The sequence below is a fragment of the Reyranella sp. genome (assembly GCF_017305915.1).
Taxonomy (GTDB): Bacteria; Pseudomonadota; Alphaproteobacteria; order Reyranellales; family Reyranellaceae; genus Reyranella.
The window spans coordinates 63,289-85,009 of record NZ_JAFKJN010000015.1; the positions used below are offsets into that span (position 1 = coordinate 63,289).

The window sequence follows — 21,721 nt, forward strand, 5'->3', positions numbered from 1 at the left end:
AGTCTCCGCCGGCATGAAGCGTCGTTTCGTTCTGGCGTCCCTGGCCGCCCTGCCTGCCGTCGCGCGCGCGCAGAGCGGCGAATGGCAGACCGTGGTGGCGCCCGACCTGCGCTTCCGGCTGGAGATGCCGGCGCCGGTGAACAAGACCACCGCCGACGAGAAGGAGAAGGGCCACGCCTCGCCGCGCGTCGCCTGGGAATCCAAGCCCGGGCAGCAGATCTTCAACTTCGACTATGTCGACTACGATCCCGGCTGGTTCTCCAGCCGCGACGGCAAGGACATGGCCCGGGAGCTCGGCCGCGGCGACTCCGAGAAGGCCTTCGCCAAGCCCAAGTACAAGTATCTGCGCGACGAGCCGATCACCCTGCAGGGCTGGGACGGCTACGCCCTCGACATCGAGGGCGAGGGCGGCTCCGGCGTGATGATGCGCACCTACATCGCCAAGGACCGGCTGTTCCGCCTGCTGGTCACGGTCGAGAACAACGACGCGGCGAGCAAGACCGCCGCCAACCGCTTCCTCGAGTCGCTGAAGCTCGCGGAGACCCGCGAGACCAAGACGACGCCGGTCGAGCCGGAGAAGAAGTGACTTTGTCATCCCGAGGCGAAGCCGAGGGATCTATGCGAGCCAGGGTGGATCCCTCGCTACGCTCGGGATGACAACTAAAGCTGCTGCAGCTTGTAGACCCGCGCCGCGGTGCCGCTGTAGAGCGCGCGCTTCTCGTCGGCCGAAGCGTTCTTCGTCAGGTGCTTGAAGGCGTTCCACAGCTCGGTGTAGCCGCAGCTCTGCTTGTCGGGCGGGAAGTTGCTCTCGAACATGCAGCGGTTGGCGCCGAACGCCTCGATGCAGGTCTCGATGTAGGGCCGCCAAGTCTCGGCCAGCGTCTCCGACGATGGCGGCGCGTCCTCGAACTCGAAGCCGAAGCCGAACGAGGTCATGCCGAGGCCGCCGAGCTTCATGTTGACGTTGGGGCACCTGGCGAGTTCGGCGATGCTCTTCTTCCAGGCGGCCGTCACCTCGGCCTGTTTGCCGGCATACTGGCCAACGCCGAGCGCGCCGCCGACATGGTCGCAGATAATGGTCTGGTCGGGGAAGGCGCGGGCGAGGTCGATCAGGTCCGGCAACTGCGGATGGAAGTGCCAGGAATCGAAGGTGAGCCCGAGCTTGCCCAGTACCGCGAAGCCCTCGCGCAGCTTGGGATCAAGCAGGCGATGCTGGGTCATCGGCCGCGACACGAACCTGCCGGCGAGGCCCTCGTCCCACGAGGTGCCGTAGCGCACGCCGCGGAAGCGGCCGCCGCTGGCGGCGATCTCGGCCTCCAGCACCTCGCGCACCTTGGCGCCCAGCAGCAGGTCGACCCAGCCGATGATGCCCTCGCAGACGCGCGTCCTGCCGTACTGGCCGGAGGCCATCTGCGCCGCCTGGCCGACCACGAACTCGATCTCGCCGACCGGCTTCATCGCCTCGGGGCCGGCGGCGCGGAACATCGCCTGGCATTCGAGGAACACCGTCGAGACGACGTTGTGGCCGCCGCCCAAATCCTTCAGCAGCTCGGGCAGGAAGTAGAGTCCGCGCGCCTCGGTGTGCCAGAGGTGATGGTGCGGATCGATGATCGGCAGGTCTGGTTCCAGTGCCTTCTCGGCGGGCCGCTTGGCGAGCCAGGCCGCGAGATCGGCATTGTTGCGGTAGGCGAGGCCGCGATATTCGCGTGTTGCCATGTCTTTCCTCCCGGGCTTTGGCCTACGATAGCGCAAGAGGGGACTGTTTCATGCGGATTTGCGTCTATGGGGCCGGGGCTATCGGCGGCAATTTCGCGGCGCGCTTGGCCGCCTCGGGCAACGAGGTCTCGGTGGTGGTGCGCGGCGCCCATCTCGAGGCGATCCGCGCCAAGGGCCTGACCCTGATCGCCGGCGACAGGAAGATCACCGTCAAGGTCCATGCGAGCGACGATCCGTCGGAGCTGGGCCAGCAGGACGCGGTGATCTCGACCCTGAAAGCGACCGGTCTGCCGGCGCTGGCGGAAAGCGTCGGCCCGCTGCTCGGCCCCGACACGCCGGTGGTGTTCGCGCAGAACGGCATTCCCTGGTGGTACGGCTACGGCCTCCCCAAGTCGCGGCCGCCGGCGCCCGACCTGTCGCGGCTCGATCCGGGCGGCGCGCTGCTCAAGGCCGTCGGTCCCGGGCGCACGCTGGGCGGTGCCATCACCTCGCCCAACCATGTCGTCGAGCCGGGCGTGATCGTGAACGAGATTCCGGACCGCAACACGCTGTGGGTCGCCGAGATCGACGACCGGCAGAGCCAGCGGGTCGGCGCGCTGCGCGCGGCGCTCAAGGGCGCCGGCATCGGCTCGCCCGACACCACGGACATCCGCTACGACATCTGGCACAAGCTGATGGCCAACCTCACCGGCTCGGCGGTCTGCCTGATCCTGGGCCAGCCCTCGCTGGTGCAGAAGACGCCGATCGTCAACCAGCTCTGCCGCCGCGCGCATGCCGAGGCGCTGGCCGTCGCCGCCGCGCACGGCATCGTGCTCGACGACAGCCCGGACGTCCGCTACGGGCCCAAGCGCGTCTACTTCGATCACCGTCCGTCGATCCTGCAGGACTACGACCTCGGCCGGCCGATGGAGATCGAGTCGATCATCCGCGCGCCGGTCGCCTTCGCCCGCTCGGCCGGCGTGCCGACCCCGACGCTCGACGCCATCGAAGCGTTCGGCGTTTCGCTGGCCGCAGCCAAGGGGCTGTACACGCCCTGAGTTCTTCATCACAGTTGATGTGCAATTCGCGTCGCTTAAGCGTGCGTGCGTAACCACAGAGGTGCTTGAGGTCGAACGGAGTCTGGGAGGAAACAATGGCCCGAAGAGGTCGTGTTGCGTTCGCCGTCGCTGCGACGGCTCTGGCATTCGCGTTTCCCGCATTGGCCCAGAAGCACGGCGGCGTGCTGAAGATCCAGCACATGGACAATCCGCCGAGCGCCTCGATCCACGAGGAGGCGACGGTGTCGGTCCCCGCGGCCTTCATGTCCGTCTACAACAACCTCGTCATCTTCGACCAGCACGTGCCGAAGAACAGCCTGCAGTCGATCGTGCCCGACCTGGCGACGAAGTGGGAATGGAAGGACGGCGGCAAGACCCTGGTCTTCACCACGCGCGAGGGCGTGCGGTGGCACGACGGCAAGCCGTTCAGCGCCAAGGACGTCGCCTGCACCTTCGACCTGCTGCTGAGCGGCGAGAGCAAGCTGCGCCGCAATCCGCATGGCGCCTGGTGGAGCAACGTCGAGAGCGTGACGGCCAACAGCGACACCCAGGTGACCTTCCGCCTGAAGGCGCCGCAGCCCGCGCTGCTCGGCCTGCTCGCCTCGGGTTACACGCCGATCTATGCCTGCCACGTGCCGGTCGACCAGATGCGGCGCCGGCCGATCGGCACCGGGCCGTTCAAGCTGGCCGAGTTCAAGATGAACGAGAGCATCAAGCTGGTGCGCAATCCCGACTACTGGAAGAAGGGCCTGCCGTACCTCGACGGCATCGAGTTCACCATCATCCCCGACCGCTCGACCCGCATGCTGAGCTTCATCGCCGGCAAGTTCGACATGACCTTCCCGACCGATGTCACGGTGCCGCTGCTCAAGAACATCAAGGCGGATGCGCCGAAGGCGATCTGCACCATGCGCGAGACCGGCGTCAGCTCGAACCTGATCGTCAACGCCCAGGCGCCGCCGTTCGACAATCCCAAGATCCGCCGCGCTCTGGGGCTGACGCTCGACCGCAAGGCCTTCATCGACATCCTGGCCGAGGGCGAAGGCAAGCCGAGCGGCATCATGCTGCCGCCGCCCGACGGCGTCTGGGGCATGCCGGACGAGATGCTGAAAGGCGTGCCGGGCTACGGCGACGTCAACAAGGCTCGCGAGGAAGCGCGCACCCTCATGAAGGAGGCGGGCTACGGGCCCGACAAGCGACTCAAGGTCAAGGTCAGTACACGCAACATCGCGACCTTCCGCGATCCGGCGGTGATCCTGATCGACCAGCTGAAGCACGTCTATGTCGACGGCGAGCTCGAGGTGATCGAGACCGGAGTCTACTACAGCCGCGTGTTCAAGAAGGACTATGCGGTGGCGCTCAATCTCAGCGGCATCGCGGTCGACGATCCCGACGTCGCGCTGTTCGAGACCTACGGCTGCGGCTCGCTGCGCAACTACAACGGCTACTGCAACCCGGAGATGACCAAGCTGTTCGAGGCGCAGTCGCGCGAGCTTGATCCGGAGAAGCGGCTGAAGATGGTCTGGGACATCGACCGCAAGCTGCAGGAGGAGATGGCCAAGCCGATCATCGCCTACGGCCGCGCCGCCGGCTGCTGGTGGCCGCAGGTCAAGAACGTGACGCTGCACGTCAACAGCATCTACAACAACTGGCGGTTCGAGGACATTTGGCTAGAGAGGTAGCTGTCTTCGGGGACCGCGGGCCTCCGAATGAACGATCGGTGACCGCGTTCTTTTTGCGCTCGAAACAACCGCGAACCTGACGATACACACTCGGCCGGTCACCGACTTGCCCCAAGCGTCGTGCTGCGCTTTCCTGTCGGCTACCTCTATTGCGCGAGGATGCCGGGAATGTTGCGATTGCCGCGTGTGCTTGGGGCGATGGCATCGGCGCTGACGCCGATAGCCGCTCTGGCACAGGTCGGGGGCATCGACTGGGCCGAGGTCGATTGTGCCAAGTCGCGCATCTGGCCGACCGCGGGGCTGAGCTGCCGCACCACCGCCGAGCTGACGCGCGACGCCTTTTCCACGGGGCCGGGCCATTTCCGTTTCTGGAACGCCGCCGGCACCGTCCAGGACGTGAAGTACTACTATTACGTCGCCGAGGCGGTGAACCCCAACACCGGCGTGGTTTCCAAGCAGGAACTGGCCGACGCGCTCCGCCTGCGCAGCCCGCAGGCCAAGGGCAGCGTCCAGATGTCGGCCATCCGCCAGTACAAGGACGCCGATTTCGTCTCCTTCCAGAGCACGGCGAGGGAAGCCTGCGTCGGCATCCGCAAGGTCGGGCCGGGCAATGCCCAGGGCACCAAGTGGGTGCTCTACGCCACGCGCTGCGTGCCGCCGGGGCAGCAGATCACCGAGGCCGACATCGACTCCTTCATCCGCGAGGCGCGGCTCAGGGAGTAGGGGGAATTCCTCCTCATTCATATGGGGAGGATTACGCCGCTCAGGTTGCCGTGCCGCCGACCGTCAGCGCATCGATCCGCAGCGTCGGTTGGCCGACGCCGACCGGCACGCCCTGGCCGTCCTTGCCGCAGGTCCCGATGCCGGGATCGAGCGACATGTCGTTGCCGACCAGCCCGACCTTGGTCAGCGCCTCCGAGCCGGCGCCAATCAGCGTCGCGCCCTTGACCGGCTTGGTGATCTTGCCGTCCTCGATCAGGTAGCCCTCGGTGACCGTGAACACGAACTTGCCCGACACGATGTCGACCTGGCCGCCGCCGAAGTTGGCGCAGTAGAGGCCCTTCTTGACCGAGGCGATGATCTCCTGCGGGTCTTTGTCGCCGCCCAGCATGAAGGTGTTGGTCATGCGCGGCATCGGCGCATAGGCGTGGCTCTGGCGCCGGCCGTTGCCGGTCGGCTTCACGCCCATCAGGCGGGCGTTCATGCGGTCCTGCATCAGCCCGACCAGGCGGCCGTTCTCGATCAGCACGTTGCGCTGGGTCGGCGTGCCCTCGTCGTCGATGGTGAGCGAGCCGCGACGGTCGGAGATCGTGCCGTCGTCGACCACGGTGACGCCCGGCGAAGCGATCATGTCGCCCATCAGGTGGGTGAACATCGAGGTCTTCTTGCGATGGAAGTCGCCCTCGAGGCCATGGCCGACCGCCTCGTGCCACAGCACGCCCGACCAGCCCGAGCCCAGCACCACCGGCATTTCGCCGGCAGGCGCGGCAACCGATTCGAGATTCACCAGCGCCTGGCGGATCGCCTCATCGGCTTCCTTCTTCCAGTAGTCGGTATGGAAGATGTCGCCGTAGGCGGCGCGGCGGCCGCTGCCGCTGTTGCCGGCCTCCATGCGCGAGCCGTCGGCACAGACGACGCTGACATTGAGCCGCACCAGCGGCCGCACGTCGGCGGCGCGCCAGCCGCCGGCGCGGATGATCTCGACCACCTGCCAGGAGCCGGCGAGCGAGATCGTGACCTGGCGCGCCTTCGGCTCCTTGCCGCGGACGTAGGCGTCGATCTCCTGCAGCAGCTTGACCTTCTTCTCGAAGGCCTCGCCGTCGATCGGGTTGTCGTCGGCGTAGAGCAGCCGGTTGGTGCCGTGCGGCGATTCGTCGGACGTGCCATCCTTGCCGGCGCGCACCGTTTTCACGGTGTCGGCGGCGCGCTTCAGCGCCTTCTCGTCAAGCGCCGAGGCATGGGAAAAGCCGGTGACCTCGCCCGACACCGCGCGCAGGCCGAAGCCCTGGGTGGTGTCGTAGGCGGCGCTCTTCAGCTTGCCGTCATCGAACGCCAGGCTCTCGCTCTGCACATACTCGAGGAACAGCTCGCCATCGTCGCAGCCCTTGAGCGCCTCGTCGACCGTCTTGCCGGTCTTGCGCAGGTCGAGTGCGCCTTTGCCGAAGAACAGGCCGTCGGCGGTCGCGAGATGGTTGATGCCCTTTGCCATGCGATTACCTTTCATGCGTCCATCCAAAATGGGCGCTGGTCGCCGTGTGCGCAAGCGTATCGCCGTGCCATTGTCGGGCCATGAGAACCGTCGGAATCCTCGGTCTGGGCAATATCGGCCGTGCTGGTGCGCACTACCGACGTCGTGGTGGCCGCGCTGGCGAGCGAGGAGGCGGTGCGCTCGGCGTGCCGCTGACCGGGCTGTCGAGCATCGCGGACCCCTTCAGGGCGAGCGCATCGGCCAGCTCGCGTGAGGATCACACCACCAGGACGATCTTGCCGAAATGCGCGTTGGCCTTCATGTGGGCCAGCGCTTCGGCGGCCTGGGCGAGCGGGAAGGTCTTGTCGATCGGCAGGTGGAGCTTGCCCGCTTCGATCGCCGGCCACAGGTCGGCGCGGGCCGCCTTGACGATGGCGCGCACCTCCTCGGGGCTGCGGGTGCGGAAGGTGACGCCGATATAGTCGATGCGCTTCAGCGCATGCAGGTCGTAGTCGAACTCGCCTTTCATGCCGCCGAGGCGACCGACATTGACGATGCGGCCGAGGATCGCCGCCGCCGCCATGTTCTGGTTCATCACGGACGAGACCTGGTCGACGATCAGGTCGACGCCCTTGCCGCCGGTCGCTTCCTTGACCTTCTCCGGCCACTTGGGATCGTTGGTGTCGAGCGCCAGGTCGCAGCCGAACTCCTTCAGCTTGCTGCGGCGGCCTTCGTTGGTCGAGGTGCCCATGACGATCGACGCGCCCATGTGCTTGGCGATCTGCATGCCGAGCAGGCCGACGCCGGAGCTCGCGCCCTGGATCAGCACCGATTCGCCCTTCTTGAGGCGGCCGGCACCGACCAGCGCGTTGTGCATGGTCTGGATGGCGACGGCCATGCCGGCGGCCTGCTCGTAGCTCATGTTGTTGGCCGGGATCTTGTGGGCACGGCCGGAGTCGGCCACGGCGTACTCGGCGAAGCCGCCGGCGGCCGAGCTCATCACGCGGTCGCCCGGCTTGAAGTCCTTGACGTCGGCGCCGACGGCTTCGACCTCGCCGGCGCATTCCAGGCCGACGATGGTACCCGGCCCCCCGACCGTGCCGTGGCGGTTGCCCGACGCGACCGCGAGGTCGGCGCGGTTGAGCGACGCCGCCTTCACCTTGATCAGGATCTCGTTGGCCTTGGGCGAGGGCTTGGGCGCGTCCGTGTACTGGACGCCGTTCTCGGTGACGACGGCGGCTTTCATGGTGGTCTCCCTAGTCAGGCGACCACCCATACCATGAGCTGCGTCGCCCTCAAGGACGGCGTCGGGACCGTTGGCATGACCATGTAGGCCGACATCCATGTCCGCCGCGACGGCACCGTCGATCATGGCAGCCTCCGTCTCGCCAGCCAGGGAACCAGCACGGCGGCGACCGCCGTCGTTGCCGCGGAGACGACGATCAGCGGGGCCAACCGGCTGTCGAAGACGTGTTCGTACAGGAACGCCCCGACATTGATCGAGCAGATGTCGGCCAGGTTGGACACCGACATCAGTCCGGCGAAGGCGAAGCCCTCGGCGCGGCGGGGGCAGTGCTGCGCCGCCAGGGTGAGCGACGCGATGGTGGCGATCATCTGGGCGAGGCCGTTGGCGAAGTTGACGATCGCCGCGCTCGTTTCGTCGGTCAGCAGCAGGAAGGAAGCCGCCGAGGCCGTGCCCAGCACGATGCTGAGACAGAGCAGGGGCCCGGCACTCATCCGCCGCAGCAGCCAGCGATGCAGCAGGGCGCCCGCGATCCAGCCGGCGGCGGCGATCGACCCCAGCGTGCCGATGTAGGTCTGCGAGAACTGCAGCCGATCGGTCATGTAGTAGTAGAGCGGCGTGCCGAAGCCGGGCGCGAAGGCGTAGAGGAACAGGAACGCCGCCACCAGCCACAACGGGCGCGAGCGCAGTGCCGCGACGATGCCGGTCAGCGTGACCCGGAACGTCTCCCGGTCGACCTTGCTCCGGGCTTCCTCCAGCAGCAGCGGCGTGGCCAGGATGACGGCGATCGGTGCCACGGCGGCGACGGCTGCGGCCGCCGTCAGCGCCGCCGACGCCGACAGATGCTCGACCAGCTCGCCGCCCACGAAGGCGCTCAGCATGATCGCGACGTAGAACCACAGCCATTGCTGACCGACGAACAGGCTGCTCTGCTGGAAGGTGCGCGCGTTCTCGGCCAGCAACGCGCCGCACAGCGTGCTGGCGGTCGCCATGGCGTAGGAGGTGAGCAGCAGGAACAGCGCGAACTCCGACGGCCGCTCCAGCAGCGCGATGCCGGCGTAGCCGACGGCGGCGCAGGTGCTCGCCAGGATCAGGTAGCTGGTGCGGCGGTAGCCGAACAGCGGCACGAAGTCGGAGACCAGCCCGAACACCGGCTTGATCACCCAGGGTAAGTTCAGCGCGCCGAAATAGGCGGTGACCTGCAGCGGCGTCCAGCCCTCGAGCTTCAGGAAGCTGGTCAACGGCTGAAGGATGATGCCGACCCGGGCCTGGCCGATGCCTTCGACGACATAGACGATGGCGAAGAAGAGCATCAGCCGGCTGACGGCGGGTTGATGCTCCCGGTCCGTGTCGGCCGCCATCACATGATCTTGCTCGTGCGGCCCTGCCAGTAGCGGTCGCGCAGCAGGCGCTTGTAGAGCTTGCCGGTCGGATGGCGCGGCAGCTCGGCCTCGAAGTCGATGGTGCGCGGGCACTTCAGGGTCGAGAGGTTCTGGCGGCAATAGGCCAGCAGCTCCTCGGCGAGCTGCGGGCCGGCGTCGGACATGTCGCGTGGCTGCACGACGGCCTTCACTTCCTCGCCGAACTCCTCGTTGGGCACGCCGAACACCGCGCAGTCCATGACTTTGGGATGGTTGATCAGGAGGTTCTCGGCTTCCTGCGGATAGATGTTCACGCCGCCGGAGATGATCATGAACGCCTTGCGGTCGGTCAGATGCAGGAAGCCGTCGGCGTCGACGTAGCCCACGTCGCCAAGCGTCGTCCAGCCGTGCTGGTTGCGCGATTCGGCGGTCTTCCTAGGATCGTTGTGGTACTCGAACACGCGCCCGCCGGCGAAGTACACCGTGCCTGGCTCGCCGGGCGGCACCTCGTGGCCGGCATCGTCGCAGATCCTGAGCTGCCCGACGACGGCGCGGCCGACGGTGCCCTTGTGCGCCAGCCATTCGGCCGAGTTGCACAGGGTGAGGCCGTTGCCTTCGGTGCCGCCGTAATACTCCCAGATGATCGGGCCCCACCATTCGATCATCTTCTCCTTGACCGGGATCGGGCAGGGTGCGGCGGCATGGATGGCGCAGCGCAGCGACGACACGTCGTGCTTCAGCCGCACCTCGTCGGGCAGCTTGAGGAAGCGCACGAACATGGTGGGCACGAGCTGCGTGTGCGTGATCTTGAATTTCGGCGCCAGCCGCAGGAACTCCTCGGCGTCGAAGTTCTCCATGATCACCGAGGTGCCGCCGAGCTTCATGACCGACATGTTGAAGCGCAGGGGAGCCGCGTGATAGAGCGGCGCCGGCGACAGGTAGATCGTGTCCTCGCCCATGCCGTAGAGCGCGCGGGTGATCTGCTGCAGCGGATTGTCGGCGTCGATCGGCTGCGCCGGAACGACCGGCAGCACGCCCTTCGGCCGGCCCGTCGTGCCGGACGAATAGAGCATGTCGTGGCCTGCGGTCTCGTCGGCGATGCGTGTCGCGGGCTGCGCGGCAACGGCCTCCTCCCACGAGCGATAGCCGGCGACCGTCCCGCCAATCATGAAGCGATCGACGTCCGGCAGCAGGGTGGCGAGCTCGGCCGCCTTGTCGGCGAGGTAGGTCGAGGTGACGAACAGCCTCGCGCCGCAGTCCTTGACGATGTACTCGATCTCGGGCGCGGTCAGCCGCGAGCTGATCGCGGTGTAGACCAGCCCGGCGCGCTGCGCGCCCCAGCAGATCTCGAAGAAGCGCGGGTTGTTCTCGAGGTAGAGCGCGACGTGGTCGCGGGCCTTGAGACCGAGCGAGCGGAAAAGCTGCGCGATGCGGTTGGATTGATCGTCGAGCTGCCGGTAGGTCACCGTCTCGCCGGTGGCCGCCATGACGTAGGCGGGCTTCTCGGGATGGGTCTGGGCGTGGATGTACGGATGCATGTCGGCGGCATATGAGCGAAGCCGGCGTGTACCCGCAAGCGCTACGCTCCCGCCACGCGGAAGATCACGTTGCCCACGTCGTCGGCCATCAGCAGCGACTTGCGGTCGTGGCCGAGCGTCACGCCGACCGGGCGGCCGTAGGACTCCTTCTCATCCGGTGCGAGGAAGCCCGCGAGGATGTCGCGCGGCGGGCCCGACGGCTTGCCGTTGCTGAACGGGATGAACACCAGCGCGTAGCCCGAGAGCGTGCTGCGGTTCCACGAGCCGTGCTGGCCGATCGCCATGCCTTCGGGAAAGCCGGGCAGGGTGCCCGCCGGCACCCAGCACAGGCCGAGCGAGGCGGTGTGGCCGCCCAGCGCATAGTCGGGCGTGATCGCCTTGGCGACCATCGCGGCGTCCTGCGGCACCCGGTCGTCGACCGTCTGGCCCCAGTAGCAATAGGGCCAGCCGTAGAAGCCGCCGTCCTGCACCGAGGTGAGATAGTCGGGCGGCGTCTCGTCGCCCAGCCCGTCGCGCTCGTTGACGACAGTCCACAGCACGCCGGTGCTCGGCTCCCACGCCATGCCGACGGCATTGCGCAGCCCCGAGGCGAAGATGCGGTGCGTGCCGCGCTCGAGGTCGAGCTCGTAGATCGCGGCGCGCCCTTCCTCCACATCCATGCCCTGCTCGGCGATGTTGGTGAGCGAGCCGACGCCGGCATAGAGCTTTTTGTTGTCGGGGCTGAGCAGCAGGCTGCGCGTCCAGTGGCCGGCCGGCTTGAAGCTGACCAGCGGGCGACCCTTGTCGCGATTCTGGCCGGTGATGCGCGTCTCGCCCAGCTTGAACGGGAAGGCGACCACGCCGTCGGTGTTGCCGACATAGAAGGTCTCGCCGACCAGCGCCATGCCGAACGGCTGGTTCTGCCCGGCGAGGAAGACCTCGCGCGTCTCGGCGACGCCGTCGCCGTCGCTGTCGCGCAACAGCGTGATGCGGTTGGCGCTCTTTCCCATCGCGTTGGCGCGCCGCAACGTCGCGACCATGGCGTAGTCGTAGACCGAGCGCGGCGGGCGATCGGCGCTCGTCGCCTCGGCGACCAGCACGTCGCCGTTGGGCAGCACCTCGATCCAGCGCGGATGGTCGAGCTTGTCGGCGAACACGTTGACCTTGAGCCCCGGTGCCGCGACCGGCAGGTGCCCGGGATCCCAGCCGCGCGCCGTCGGCATCTTCAGCGTCGGGATCGCACCCTGCGGCCGGGCCTCGGGAATCATCGGCGCGCCGCCCCAGGCGGGCGTCGGCGCGCCTTCGGTCAGGCGGCGGTACTGCAGCGCCGTGCCGCCGACCACGGCGACCAGGCGCGCGAACAGGGACGAGAAGCTCAAGACCGTGCCTCCGCTGTAGTGCGGAGACTATAGCGGATGGGCGCCGCCCCGCAGCAGCAAGTTACCACCGGCCGGGTTCTTCAAGCGGAAGGTCGTCGGGCCGATCTTGTCGACCTTGCGGAGCCTGGATATCCCGCCGCGAGACGTTCATTCCGTCCCTGGTCACGAGGATGAGCGTCGCGCCGTCTGGCAGGTCGCCCGGGCGTTGACGTAGAAGCCGCGCTGCTACGGCAGGCCCGGCACGACCTCGGCGCCGGCGGCCGTCGGCAGCACGAAAAGCGCCAGCCGCCAGCTGCCGTCGTTGACCGCGCGCGGGGCTTCGGCTTTATTCCCGGCGCACCTTCAGTGCCCCCGTGGCGGAATTGGTAGACGCGCCTGACTCAAAATCAGGTTTCCTCACGGAAGTGTTGGTTCGAGTCCGACCGGGGGCACCAGCGCCAAAATGCTAGCGGGCCAGCGTTTATCTCGAAGGCTGGACGAGTATGTCGAGCCACTTCGTGACAGGGCAGAAACGTGCTTGGTGCAAATTGGGTGCAGCACGAAGGTGCTTCCGGCTGCGATAAGACACGACCCTCCCGCGGGTATATTCGATGAGCGTTGCCTCTCATTGCATGGCAGGCGACGACGTCGAGCCCGCCGATCCGACGCCGATCGACAACGCCGCCTGCAGGTCGGCGGCGGCGAGATAGAAATCCCGCCTGGCATCGACTGCCGCCGCTTCGGCGCCGATGCGCGCGCGGGCGTCGGTCAGGTATTTGAACAAGTCGACGCGCAGGCCTTCGCCGGCCAGCACGCCGTTGCTGTAGCGCAGCTGGATCTCCCTCGAAACGACGCTGCGCAGCGGCAGCACGCGGTCGCGATAGAACTTCGCGATGTCGTAGGTGCCGCGATAGGCCTCGTAGGCGATGCGCGCCTCAGACCGGGCGTTGACGGCCTTGGCGGCCAGGCGATTGAGTGCGCCCATGTAGGTCTCGCGCGCCTTGCGCTCGCGCGCCTCGCCGGTGTCGAAGATCGGCAGCTGCAGGTCGAGACCGCCGCCGCCGCGGTTGATCGCAGTGTTCGAGTTGGTCAGGGGATTGGCCGATTCGCTGTTGAAGATTCCAGCGAGCTGGAGCATCGAGACGTAGCGCGTGGCCTGCGTCAACGACAGTGACTTGGCCAAGGCAGTGACGTCGTGGCGGGCAATGATCAGGTCGACCCGGCGGTTGATCGCCTCGACCTCGACGGTTGCCAGCGACTCGGGCTCGCCGGGCAGGGCAGGCAGCTCCGGCGGCAGCGTAAAGCCGGTGTCGCCTCCCCACAGGCCCATCAGGCGGATCAGGGTTTCATGTTCGCGCCGCGCCGTGAGCCGCGCCTGGCCGAGCTTGGCGCTCAACTCGGCGTAGAAGGCGGCGAGCTCAGCCTGGTCGAGTTGGTCGCCGCCGCCCGCTTCGCCCAGCCGTGCATTCAACCGCACCGCGGCGTCCACCGTGGCCCGCGCTCGGTCGAGGAAGCCGACCTGCTGCTGGGCAGCCACGGCACGGATATAGGCACGCCTCGTATCGGCTGCGAGACGCAGGGTCGTGGAGATCGCTTGGTGTCGGGCGTGGGCGAAATGCTCGGCGGCAATCGCCGTGCGGCGCTGTAGGGTAATCAGGCTCAAGATGTCCTCGATCAGCCTGACCTCGAAGTTGGCGACGCCGGTACCGGTGACGCCCATCAGCGATATGCCAGGATTGGGCGGCAGGCTTGCCTGCACGTAGTCGGCCTCCGAGACGCCGAGGTCGTTGTAGGCCGCCTGCAGGTCGCGATTGTTGAGCAGCGCCACCTGCACGGCCGCATCGGTCGACAGCGGCCCAGCCAACAGGGCCGCGACCTGCTCCTTGACGCGCTGCGCCTGCTCGGCGCTCGTGATCTTAACCACGCTCTTGCCGGCGCCAGGACCGGCTTCGCGCGCCACGCCATCGGCTACGTCGCCCATGCCGCCGTCGGGTGAGAATTGTGCACAACCGGCCGCCAGCGTCGCCGCGACAAGCGCCGGGATGATCGAGCGTCTCATGGCTTGCTCCCGATGCCGTGGTAGGTGGTGCCAGCCATTACGGGCCTATAGGGTATGTTCGCCGCGGGACTTGCCGGGTCGTCGGGGCCAGCCGAGGGCGAGATCACGTGCGGCGGCGCGTCGGAGCAGGCCGCGAGCAGGGTGAACAGCATGATCAAGACCAGGGGTTTCATGCGCGGGCCTCCCGGGCAGGGACCGATGCAGACTCAAGCCGCCAGCCCTTCACCAGGCCATAGATCGCCGGGATCACCAGCAGGGTGAGCACGGTCGAGCTCACCATGCCGCCGATCATCGGCACGGCGATACGCTGCATCACCTCCGAGCCCGTGCCGGTGCTCCACAGGATCGGCAGCAGGCCGGCCATGATCGCGGTCACGGTCATCATCTTGGGCCGCACCCGCTCGACGGCGCCGGCAATGATGGCGGCCCGCAGGTCCGCCGGCTCGAGCGCGCGTCCTTCCGTCTCGCAATGGCGCTGTCGTTCCTTCAACGCATGGTCGAGGTAGATCAGCATCACGACGCCGGTCTCGGCGGCGACGCCGGCCAGCGCGATGAAGCCCACGGCGACCGCGACGCTCAGGTTGAAGCCCATCCACCAGACGAGCCACAAGCCGCCGACCAGCGAGAAGGGCAGCGACAGCATGACGATCAGCGTCTCGCTGATCCGCCCGAAGCTCACATAGAGCAGCACGAAGATGAGCAGCAGCGTCGCCGGCACCACGATCTTGAGCTTGGCCTCGGCGCGTTGGAGATACTCGAACTGGCCGCTCCACACGGCATACGTGCCGGGTGGAAACTTGACCTTCTCCTGCACCGCGTGCTGGGCATCGGCAACGAAGCCGCCAAGGTCACGGTCACGGAAGTCGACGAAGACGTAGACCGCGAGCCGCGCGTCCTCGGTGCGGATGGTGGTCGGCCCTTGTGTCAGGTGCACATCGGCCACCTGTCCCAACGGCAGCAGCGTGCCACGCATGTTGGGCACCAGGATGTCCTGAGCGATCGCGCGCGGATCGGAGCGGTAGTCGCGTGGGTAGCGGACGTTTATGCTGTAGCGCTCGCGCCCCTCGACGGTGTTGCTCACCGCTTCACCGCCCAGAGCGCTGGCCACGGCCTGCTGCAGATCCTCGACCAGCACGCCGTATTGCGCGAGCTTCGCGCGGTCGGGAACGATGTCCAGGAAGTAGCCACCGTTCACGCGCTCCGCATAGACCGAGGTCGCGCCCCGGACGTCCCGGATCGCCGCCTCGACCTGGCGAGCGACCTGCTCCAGCTCGGTATAGTCCCGACCGAGCAGCTTGACGCCAACCGGTGTGCGGATGCCCGTCGAGAGCATGTCGATGCGCGCCTTGATCGGCATGGTCCAGGCGTTGCTGACTCCGGGGAACTGCAGAGCACGGTCCATCTCGACGATCAACTTGTCGATGTTCATGTCCGTGCGCCACTGGCTCTTTGGCTTCAGGTTGATCACCGTCTCGAACATCTCGAGTGGCGCGGGGTCGGTTGCCGTCGCTGCGCGGCCGGCCTTGCCGAATACCGACTCCACTTCCGGGAACGATTTGATGATTTTGTCCTGGGTTTGCAGTAGCTCGGCCGACTTGGTCACCGACAGGCCAGGCAAGGTGGTGGGCATGTAGAACAGCGTGCCCTCGTCGAGATTGGGCATGAACTCGCTGCCGAGCTTCAGCGCCGGCCAGATGCTGGCGCCCAGTATCAGCAGAGCTAACCAAATAGTGAGCAGCCGCGCTCGCAAAACCATGTTGATGAGCGGGCGATAGAGCCAGATCAGCACGCGGTTCACCGGATTCTTGTGCTCCGGCAGGATGCGGCCGCGCACGAACAGCATCATCAACGCCGGCACCAGCGTCACCGACAATAGCGCGGAAGCCGCCATCGCCAGGCTCTTGGTCCAGGCCAACGGCTTGAACAGCCGGCCCTCCTGGTCTTCGAGCGCGAATATAGGCAGGAACGAGACGGTGATGATCAGCAGGCTGAAGAACAGCGCTGGCCCGACCTCGATCGCGGCATCGATGATGGCCTCGGCGCGGCTTTCGCCCGGCTTCAGTCTCTCGATATGCTTGTGCGCGTTCTCGATCATGACGATGGCGGCGTCGACCATGGCGCCAATGGCGATGGCGATGCCGCCGAGACTCATGATGTTGGAGCCGAGCCCCAGCGCATGCATCGCTATGAAGGCCATCAGCACGCCAACGGGAAGGGTGATGATGGCGACCAGGGCCGAGCGCACGTGCAGCAGGAAGATGACGCAGACCGCGGCGACGACCAGGCTCTCCTCGATCAGGGTCGATTTCAGCGTCTCGATGGCACGATGGATCAACTCGGACCGGTCATAGACCGTCTCGATGCGCACGCCTTCGGGCAGGCCGGCCGCGACCTCCTTGAGCTTTGCCTTGGCGTTGTCGATTACATCGAGCGCATTCTGGCCGAAGCGCTGCAAGGCGATACCGCCCACGACCTCGCCTTCACCGTCACGTTCTGTGACGCCGCGCCGTTCGTCCGGTCCCAGCTCGATCCTGGCAACGTCGCGTAAGAGCACGGGCGCCGGACCTTCGGTCCGCAGCACGATCTGCTCGAGGTCTGCAGCACTTTTGACATAGCCACGGCCGCGCACCATGAACTCAGCCTCGGCCATCTCGACGACCCGGCCACCGACCTCGCGATTGGAGGCGCGGATCGAGTCGATGACACGGCCGAGCGGCACGCCGAAGGCGCGCAGCTTCGCAGGATCGACGATGACGTTGTATTGCCGCACAAAGCCGCCGACGCTCGCCACTTCGGCGACGCCGCCAGCCTTCGCCAGCGCGAAGCGCACGTACCAGTCCTGCAGCGAACGCAGCTCGGCCAGCGTTCGGTTGGCGCCGACCACAACGTACTGGTAAACCCAGCCGACACCTGTAGCGTCGGGACCCAGTGACGGCTTCACGTCCGGCGGCAGCTTCAGCGTGCCTGAATTGAGGTATTCGAGCACCCGGCTGCGCGCCCAGTAGATGTCGGTGCCGTCCTCGAAGATGATGTAAACGAACGACACGCCGAAAAACGAGAAGCCGCGCACAGCCCGGCTGTGCGGCACGGCAAGCATTGCCGTCGTCAATGGATAGGTGACCTGGTCTTCGACTACCTGCGGCGCCTGACCCGGCATCTCGGTGTAGACGATCACCTGCGTGTCGGAGAGGTCGGGGATGGCGTCGAGGGAGACGCGGCCGACGGCATAAAAGCCGCCGGCGACCACGGCCACGGTACAGATCAGGATCAACAGCAGGTTGCGTGCCGACCAGCGGATGACGCTCACGATCATTTGTTTTCTCCCGCTGAGAACGTCCCGAGCGCTGCGCGCAGGTTGCTTTCGGCGTCTATCAGGAAGGTGGCGGAGGTGACCACGCGTTCACCGGGCGCCAGCCCGTCGAGCACCTGCACGTAACCCGGCACGCGCGCGCCGAGCTTTACCGCCACGGGCTGGTAGCGGCCCTCGCCGCGTTCGAGCAGGACGATCTGACGGCGGCCGCTGTCGATGAGGGCGGACTCAGGCACGGCAAGCACGCGTCCCAGAGGCGCTTCGATCTCGACGGTGGCTGCCATGTCGGCGCGCAGCAGGCCGTCAGGATTGGCGACCTCGATGCGCAACCTGGCGGTGCGGCTTTCCTTGCCGACATTGGGATAGATGAAGATCACCTTGCCCATGAACGGCCGATCTGGCCAGGTATTGACCGTGATCTTCGCCATATCGCCCACCTTCACGTAACCCAGATCCTGCTCGTAGACCTCGGCCAGCACCCACATGGTGCGCGTGTCGATGATGCGGAACAGTGTCTCGCCCGGCTGGTAGCGCATACCTTCGACGGCCATCTTTTCGACCACCGTGCCCGACGCGGGCGAAGGGAAGGTGATGATGCGCGACGGCTTCTCGCCGCGGCGCAGCTTGTCCAGTTCGGCTTGCGGGTAGTCGAGGTTGCGCAGACGCCCATCGGCGGCGCCGGCCCCGCCCATACCGTGCGACAGGGCGAATTCCTGTTGCAGGACGTTCAGTTCGGGGCTGTAGACCTCGAACAGCGGTTGACCTGCCTTTACAAGGTCGCCGGTGGCGTTGACGAACAGCTTCTCAATCCAGCCGCCGAACTTGGGCGCGATCAGGGTTTGACGGCGCTCGTCGTACTGCACAGAAGCGAAGGTGCGAACGGTGCGGACGAGGGCTCGCTCCTCGACCGTTTCGGTGCGCACGCCCAGCCGCTGCACTCGGTCGAGGCTCACCTTGATCACGTTGCTGTCCTGCGGTGCTCCCTCGTCCTCGCACACGGGGATATAGTCCATGTTCATCGAATCCTTCTTCGGGACCGGCGAGGTATCGGGGGCACCCATCGGATTGCGATAGAACTTGGCCGGCTTGCCGCTGCACGGACCGGTGGAGGGGCCGGCGGGGGGCGGGGCCATGGCCTCGGCGGAGGGCATCGGAGCGCCTGGCCCGCTGCCCTTCAACATCCACAGGGCGGCTCCCGCGCCGCCCGCGGCCCCCAATGCCAGCGCGAGCAGCGTCAATGGCAGGACGTGGCTTCGCCTTGATTGCGATTCGTTCGACATGCGACTTCCCTTTCGACAGCGCGCATAGGCGCGCACAGCGCAGTGTCCGAAGACACGGCGCTCCACCTCGACAACGATCAGGAAATCAGGATCGCGGTGGGAAAGGGTCTGGCGGCCGTGACAGGCCGTGCAGCACGACCAGGCGACCGGGCACAGCGCTGTCGCCACGATCGACCACCGGCAGGGCAACGGATCCGAGCGTCGACAGCGGGCTCACGCAGACCTGCGAGCAGCCGTTATCCGCGGTCTGACAGGGGTCGCAATCGTGGCAGTGAGGGCAAGGCTGCGACATCGCCATACGCTGGGGCATGGCATCGGCGGCTTTCGTCCAGGCAAACGCCGCCACCGGGAGCATCGCCGAAATCGCGGCGAGGCACCCCAGGAATGCGGCCAGACGGCGGACACCCTTCATCCGGCCCATATTGCGCCGGTTGGCGACTGCTGCCAATCACGTTGATGTAACCGACGGTCGAAGCGCAACAAGGAGACTGCAGGTCTAACTGCTTGCGCCATCTCGCCTTTTTGCACCTGACGGCCAGGCGACCTGCATCTGGCCAGAGGACTCGATGGTCTTCCAATCCGGCCGGTAGATCTCAATTGGCTGGCTGCGTCCCCGCAGAAAATGTGCGGATAGCGGGACCCATGCCAAGTTCGTCTCCAAATCAGGTGCCGATGCGAGGACATCGGCCGAGATCAGCAACGATTCGCCGAGATCGGCAGTGAGACGTTCGATACGTGCGGCGATATTCACGGTATCGCCAATGGCCGTGTATTCGAGCCGCTGCGCGTCCCTCAAAGGCCCGGCAATCACGTCGCCGTAGTGGACTCCGACACCGACGCGCAGCGGCGGAAGCCCATTGGCGACCCGCTCGGCGCTCCACTGCTCGATGGCGGAAACCACCGCCAGGCCGCCGAGCACGGCGTTGCGCGCATCGTTGGCGCGCGGCTGCGGCACGCCGAAGATCGCCATCACGCCATCGCCGATGAATTTGTCGATCGTGCCGTGATGCTTGGTGATCGGTTCAGAGATGCGGCGGCGATAGTCGTTCGGGAAATACGCGACCTTGTCGGCCGCCACGTTCTCGGCGAGGCCGGTGAAGCCGCGCAGGTCCGCGAACAGGATCGCGGCACTCTGAGGCCGGAACGACGGAGCATCGCCGGCATTCGCGATTTCGTCCACCAGTTGCGGACTGAAATATCGAGAGAGATTTGCACGCAAATGGGCTTCGGTCAGTGACCGCGTCAACGTCCGACGCGCCCGCATGACGGCGATGGAGAGCGCGAAGGTCACCAGACCGACGATCGCCAGACGCCCAAGCGCGGCCGTCAACGTGGCGGAAGTCCAGGCATTGACGCCGACGCCGATGGCGGGCGCCACCAGGAGAAGCGCGACCCAGAGAGCCACGAACAGCCCACCCGTATAGAATCAGCAGCGGCCGGTGTCGCACAGCGCCGGCGGCAAGGGTCACGAAGATCACCGACGCGGCCGGCGTGTCGAGGGCGAGATGCAGGGGCTGCCCTGTCGCCTCGGCGAGCATCACGAGGCAGTGGACCAGCCATACCACCTCGAGGCTGGTCAACAACCAGGGTATCCACGGTGCGTAGAGGCTCCGACGGGCCGTCACCAGGCCCGCCACGGCAATCAGCGGCCATTCCTTCGCACATGGATCGCCTCCGCTACAGGTTCGCATCGCGTCCAACGAACCGACATCCGAGTCGTTGCCGGCGGCACCCGAGACCTGGTGTGCCTGCTCGGCCTCGACGGTTTCCTCACGGAAGTGTTGGTTCGAGTCCGACCGGGGGCACCAGCGCTGAAACGCAAGCGGGCGGGCGTTTCATCCACGACGGTGAACGAGTATGTCAGTGCGCGGCATGACAGAGCGGAATAGTGCCAGGTGCAAACTGGGTGCGAACAGCGAAGGTCAGAGATCGAAGCTCAGCCGAAGCTTGACCTGATGGCGCTCGAAGTTGGTGAGGTCGAGACCGCGGCCGACGTCCGCGGCCTGTCCCCAGACCTGCACGTCCCAGGCCCCTGACAGCGTGACGCCTTTGACCACCGGCGCATAGAAGGTCGGACCGACATAGAGCGCCTGCCCGGCCAGGGCATCGAGCGCGAGACCGCTGAAGGCGCGGAGATAGCGTGCCTCGCCGCCGAGATAGAGCCAGGATGACAATCGCCGCGATGCCGCTGCGTTGAAGCCGAGAATGGAGCCGTCGATGGCGAGTCCGCTTGCCTGCTCGCGATCGCGCTCGAGCTGGTAACTGAGATTGAGAGCGGCATAGAGCTGTCCCGGGATCAGGGCGCGATCCGCCACCGCTATGAACAGGGCGCCAAAACGGTCAGCGGGGACGCCATCGGCCGGGTTGGTGAAGCCGACAAACGGCGTGGCGACGAACGTCAGGCCGACCGGCGCGGAGGCCCGGTCGAGCGGGTGATAGCGAAACTCCAGCGACACGGCGTCGAAGCTCAGTCGATTTTGGTCGGCGCTACCGTCGAGCCCGGAGATCGCGTAGCTGGAGACGGTCACCGCCGGGGCGATCCGGAACTGGTCGGTCACACCGTATTTCACGGTCGGTGTCGTCGAGACCGCACTGTAGGTGCTTGCCTGCCGGCCGAAGCGGCCAACCGTTTCCACTTCGCCTTCGAGATCGCCGCGGCGTCCGATGTCGCTGCCCTCGGTGAAGCCGAACATATGCTCGGTGTCCGGCCCCGCAGGCGCGGCCGAGCGGGGCGGTTCAGCATGGGCATGCACAGCGACTGCCAAGCAACTGACGAGAAGCAAGCTCGCGGCGCAGGCATGTCGGAGAAGGTGTGAATACAAGAATGGCCTCGCCTGACCATCCTACCTATCCCCGCAGTATACTATTCCAGGTCGCTGCCGATGCGAGACCTCGATGGTGAGATGCGACAACGATTTGAAGCGTGCGAGTCGGCCGCGATAGTAGTCGGCATCGCGCGGGTGCATGGTA

The 21,721-nt window shown here is 66.6% G+C and carries 16 protein-coding genes and 1 tRNA gene; 5 read left to right on the plus strand and 12 right to left on the minus strand.

Annotation, left to right across the window (positions count from 1 at the left end):
- The first annotated feature begins 13 nt into the window (after positions 1 to 13).
- On the plus strand, positions 14 to 586 hold the full coding sequence (locus tag J0J01_RS13760; protein WP_296381457.1) for a hypothetical protein: 573 nt from the start codon (positions 14 to 16) through the stop codon (positions 584 to 586).
- Positions 587 to 660: 74 nt separating this feature from the next.
- Here the strand turns inward: J0J01_RS13760 and J0J01_RS13765 are convergent, their stop codons facing one another.
- A complete protein-coding gene (locus tag J0J01_RS13765; protein ID WP_296381459.1) occupies positions 661 to 1,716 on the minus strand; it encodes an amidohydrolase family protein in 1,056 nt (351 codons plus the stop codon).
- Between the two features lie 50 nt (positions 1,717 to 1,766).
- Here J0J01_RS13765 and J0J01_RS13770 point away from each other — a divergent pair, with 50 nt between their 5' ends.
- The 3 genes from J0J01_RS13770 to J0J01_RS13780 all read left to right on the plus strand — a co-directional run bounded on the left by J0J01_RS13770 (position 1,767) and on the right by J0J01_RS13780 (position 5,158).
- A complete protein-coding gene (locus tag J0J01_RS13770) occupies positions 1,767 to 2,753 on the plus strand; it encodes a 2-dehydropantoate 2-reductase (RefSeq protein ID WP_296381461.1) in 987 nt (328 codons plus the stop codon).
- A 95-nt stretch (positions 2,754 to 2,848) separates the two neighbouring features.
- Complete coding sequence (locus J0J01_RS13775; protein ID WP_296381463.1) at positions 2,849 to 4,435, plus strand: ABC transporter substrate-binding protein; 1,587 nt, start codon at positions 2,849 to 2,851, stop codon at positions 4,433 to 4,435.
- 168 nt (positions 4,436 to 4,603) lie between these two features.
- Complete coding sequence (locus J0J01_RS13780; RefSeq protein WP_296381465.1) at positions 4,604 to 5,158, plus strand: hypothetical protein; 555 nt, start codon at positions 4,604 to 4,606, stop codon at positions 5,156 to 5,158.
- Positions 5,159 to 5,198: 40 nt separating this feature from the next.
- Here J0J01_RS13780 and tldD read toward each other — a convergent pair whose 3' ends face one another.
- From tldD to J0J01_RS13805, 5 genes are all read right to left on the minus strand, one after another.
- Positions 5,199 to 6,659: a metalloprotease TldD gene (gene tldD, locus J0J01_RS13785; RefSeq protein ID WP_296381467.1), complete on the minus strand. Its 1,461-nt coding sequence runs from the start codon at positions 6,657 to 6,659 to the stop codon at positions 5,199 to 5,201.
- A 241-nt stretch (positions 6,660 to 6,900) separates the two neighbouring features.
- Positions 6,901 to 7,869: a zinc-binding dehydrogenase gene (locus J0J01_RS13790; RefSeq protein ID WP_296381469.1), complete on the minus strand. Its 969-nt coding sequence runs from the start codon at positions 7,867 to 7,869 to the stop codon at positions 6,901 to 6,903.
- Between the two features lie 122 nt (positions 7,870 to 7,991).
- On the minus strand, positions 7,992 to 9,227 hold the full coding sequence (locus J0J01_RS13795) for an MFS transporter (protein WP_296381471.1): 1,236 nt from the start codon (positions 9,225 to 9,227) through the stop codon (positions 7,992 to 7,994).
- Positions 9,227 to 10,765 carry an AMP-binding protein gene (locus J0J01_RS13800; RefSeq protein WP_296381473.1) on the minus strand — a complete coding sequence of 513 codons (1,539 nt, stop codon included), beginning with the start codon at positions 10,763 to 10,765 and terminating at the stop codon, positions 9,227 to 9,229. Before J0J01_RS13800 ends, J0J01_RS13795 begins: the two co-directional genes overlap by 1 nt.
- A gap of 41 nt (positions 10,766 to 10,806) precedes the next feature.
- Positions 10,807 to 12,123 (minus strand): sorbosone dehydrogenase family protein, encoded by a 1,317-nt coding sequence (locus J0J01_RS13805; RefSeq protein ID WP_296381475.1) that lies wholly within the window; start codon positions 12,121 to 12,123, stop codon positions 10,807 to 10,809.
- Between the two features lie 347 nt (positions 12,124 to 12,470).
- On the opposite strand from J0J01_RS13805, the gene J0J01_RS13810 reads away from it, so the two are divergent.
- Positions 12,471 to 12,557 (plus strand) — tRNA-Leu (locus tag J0J01_RS13810).
- A 170-nt stretch (positions 12,558 to 12,727) separates the two neighbouring features.
- Here the strand turns inward: J0J01_RS13810 and J0J01_RS13815 are convergent.
- From J0J01_RS13815 to J0J01_RS13840, 6 genes are all read right to left on the minus strand, one after another.
- Positions 12,728 to 14,161, minus strand: a complete 1,434-nt coding sequence (locus tag J0J01_RS13815; RefSeq protein WP_296381477.1) for a TolC family protein — start codon at positions 14,159 to 14,161, stop codon at positions 12,728 to 12,730.
- Positions 14,158 to 14,334, minus strand: coding sequence for a hypothetical protein (locus tag J0J01_RS13820; protein WP_296381479.1), 177 nt, complete (start codon positions 14,332 to 14,334; stop codon positions 14,158 to 14,160). The genes J0J01_RS13815 and J0J01_RS13820 overlap by 4 nt, the downstream gene beginning before the upstream one ends.
- Positions 14,331 to 17,474, minus strand: coding sequence for a CusA/CzcA family heavy metal efflux RND transporter (locus J0J01_RS13825; protein WP_296381480.1), 3,144 nt, complete (start codon positions 17,472 to 17,474; stop codon positions 14,331 to 14,333). Before J0J01_RS13825 ends, J0J01_RS13820 begins: the two co-directional genes overlap by 4 nt.
- Positions 17,471 to 18,919 carry an efflux RND transporter periplasmic adaptor subunit gene (locus J0J01_RS13830; protein WP_296381482.1) on the minus strand — a complete coding sequence of 483 codons (1,449 nt, stop codon included), beginning with the start codon at positions 18,917 to 18,919 and terminating at the stop codon, positions 17,471 to 17,473. The genes J0J01_RS13825 and J0J01_RS13830 overlap by 4 nt, the downstream gene beginning before the upstream one ends.
- 328 nt (positions 18,920 to 19,247) lie before the next feature.
- Positions 19,248 to 20,156 (minus strand): adenylate/guanylate cyclase domain-containing protein, encoded by a 909-nt coding sequence (locus tag J0J01_RS13835; protein ID WP_296381484.1) that lies wholly within the window; start codon positions 20,154 to 20,156, stop codon positions 19,248 to 19,250.
- Positions 20,157 to 20,673: 517 nt separating this feature from the next.
- Positions 20,674 to 21,444 (minus strand): hypothetical protein, encoded by a 771-nt coding sequence (locus J0J01_RS13840; RefSeq protein WP_296381486.1) that lies wholly within the window; start codon positions 21,442 to 21,444, stop codon positions 20,674 to 20,676.
- Positions 21,445 to 21,721 lie beyond the last annotated feature (277 nt).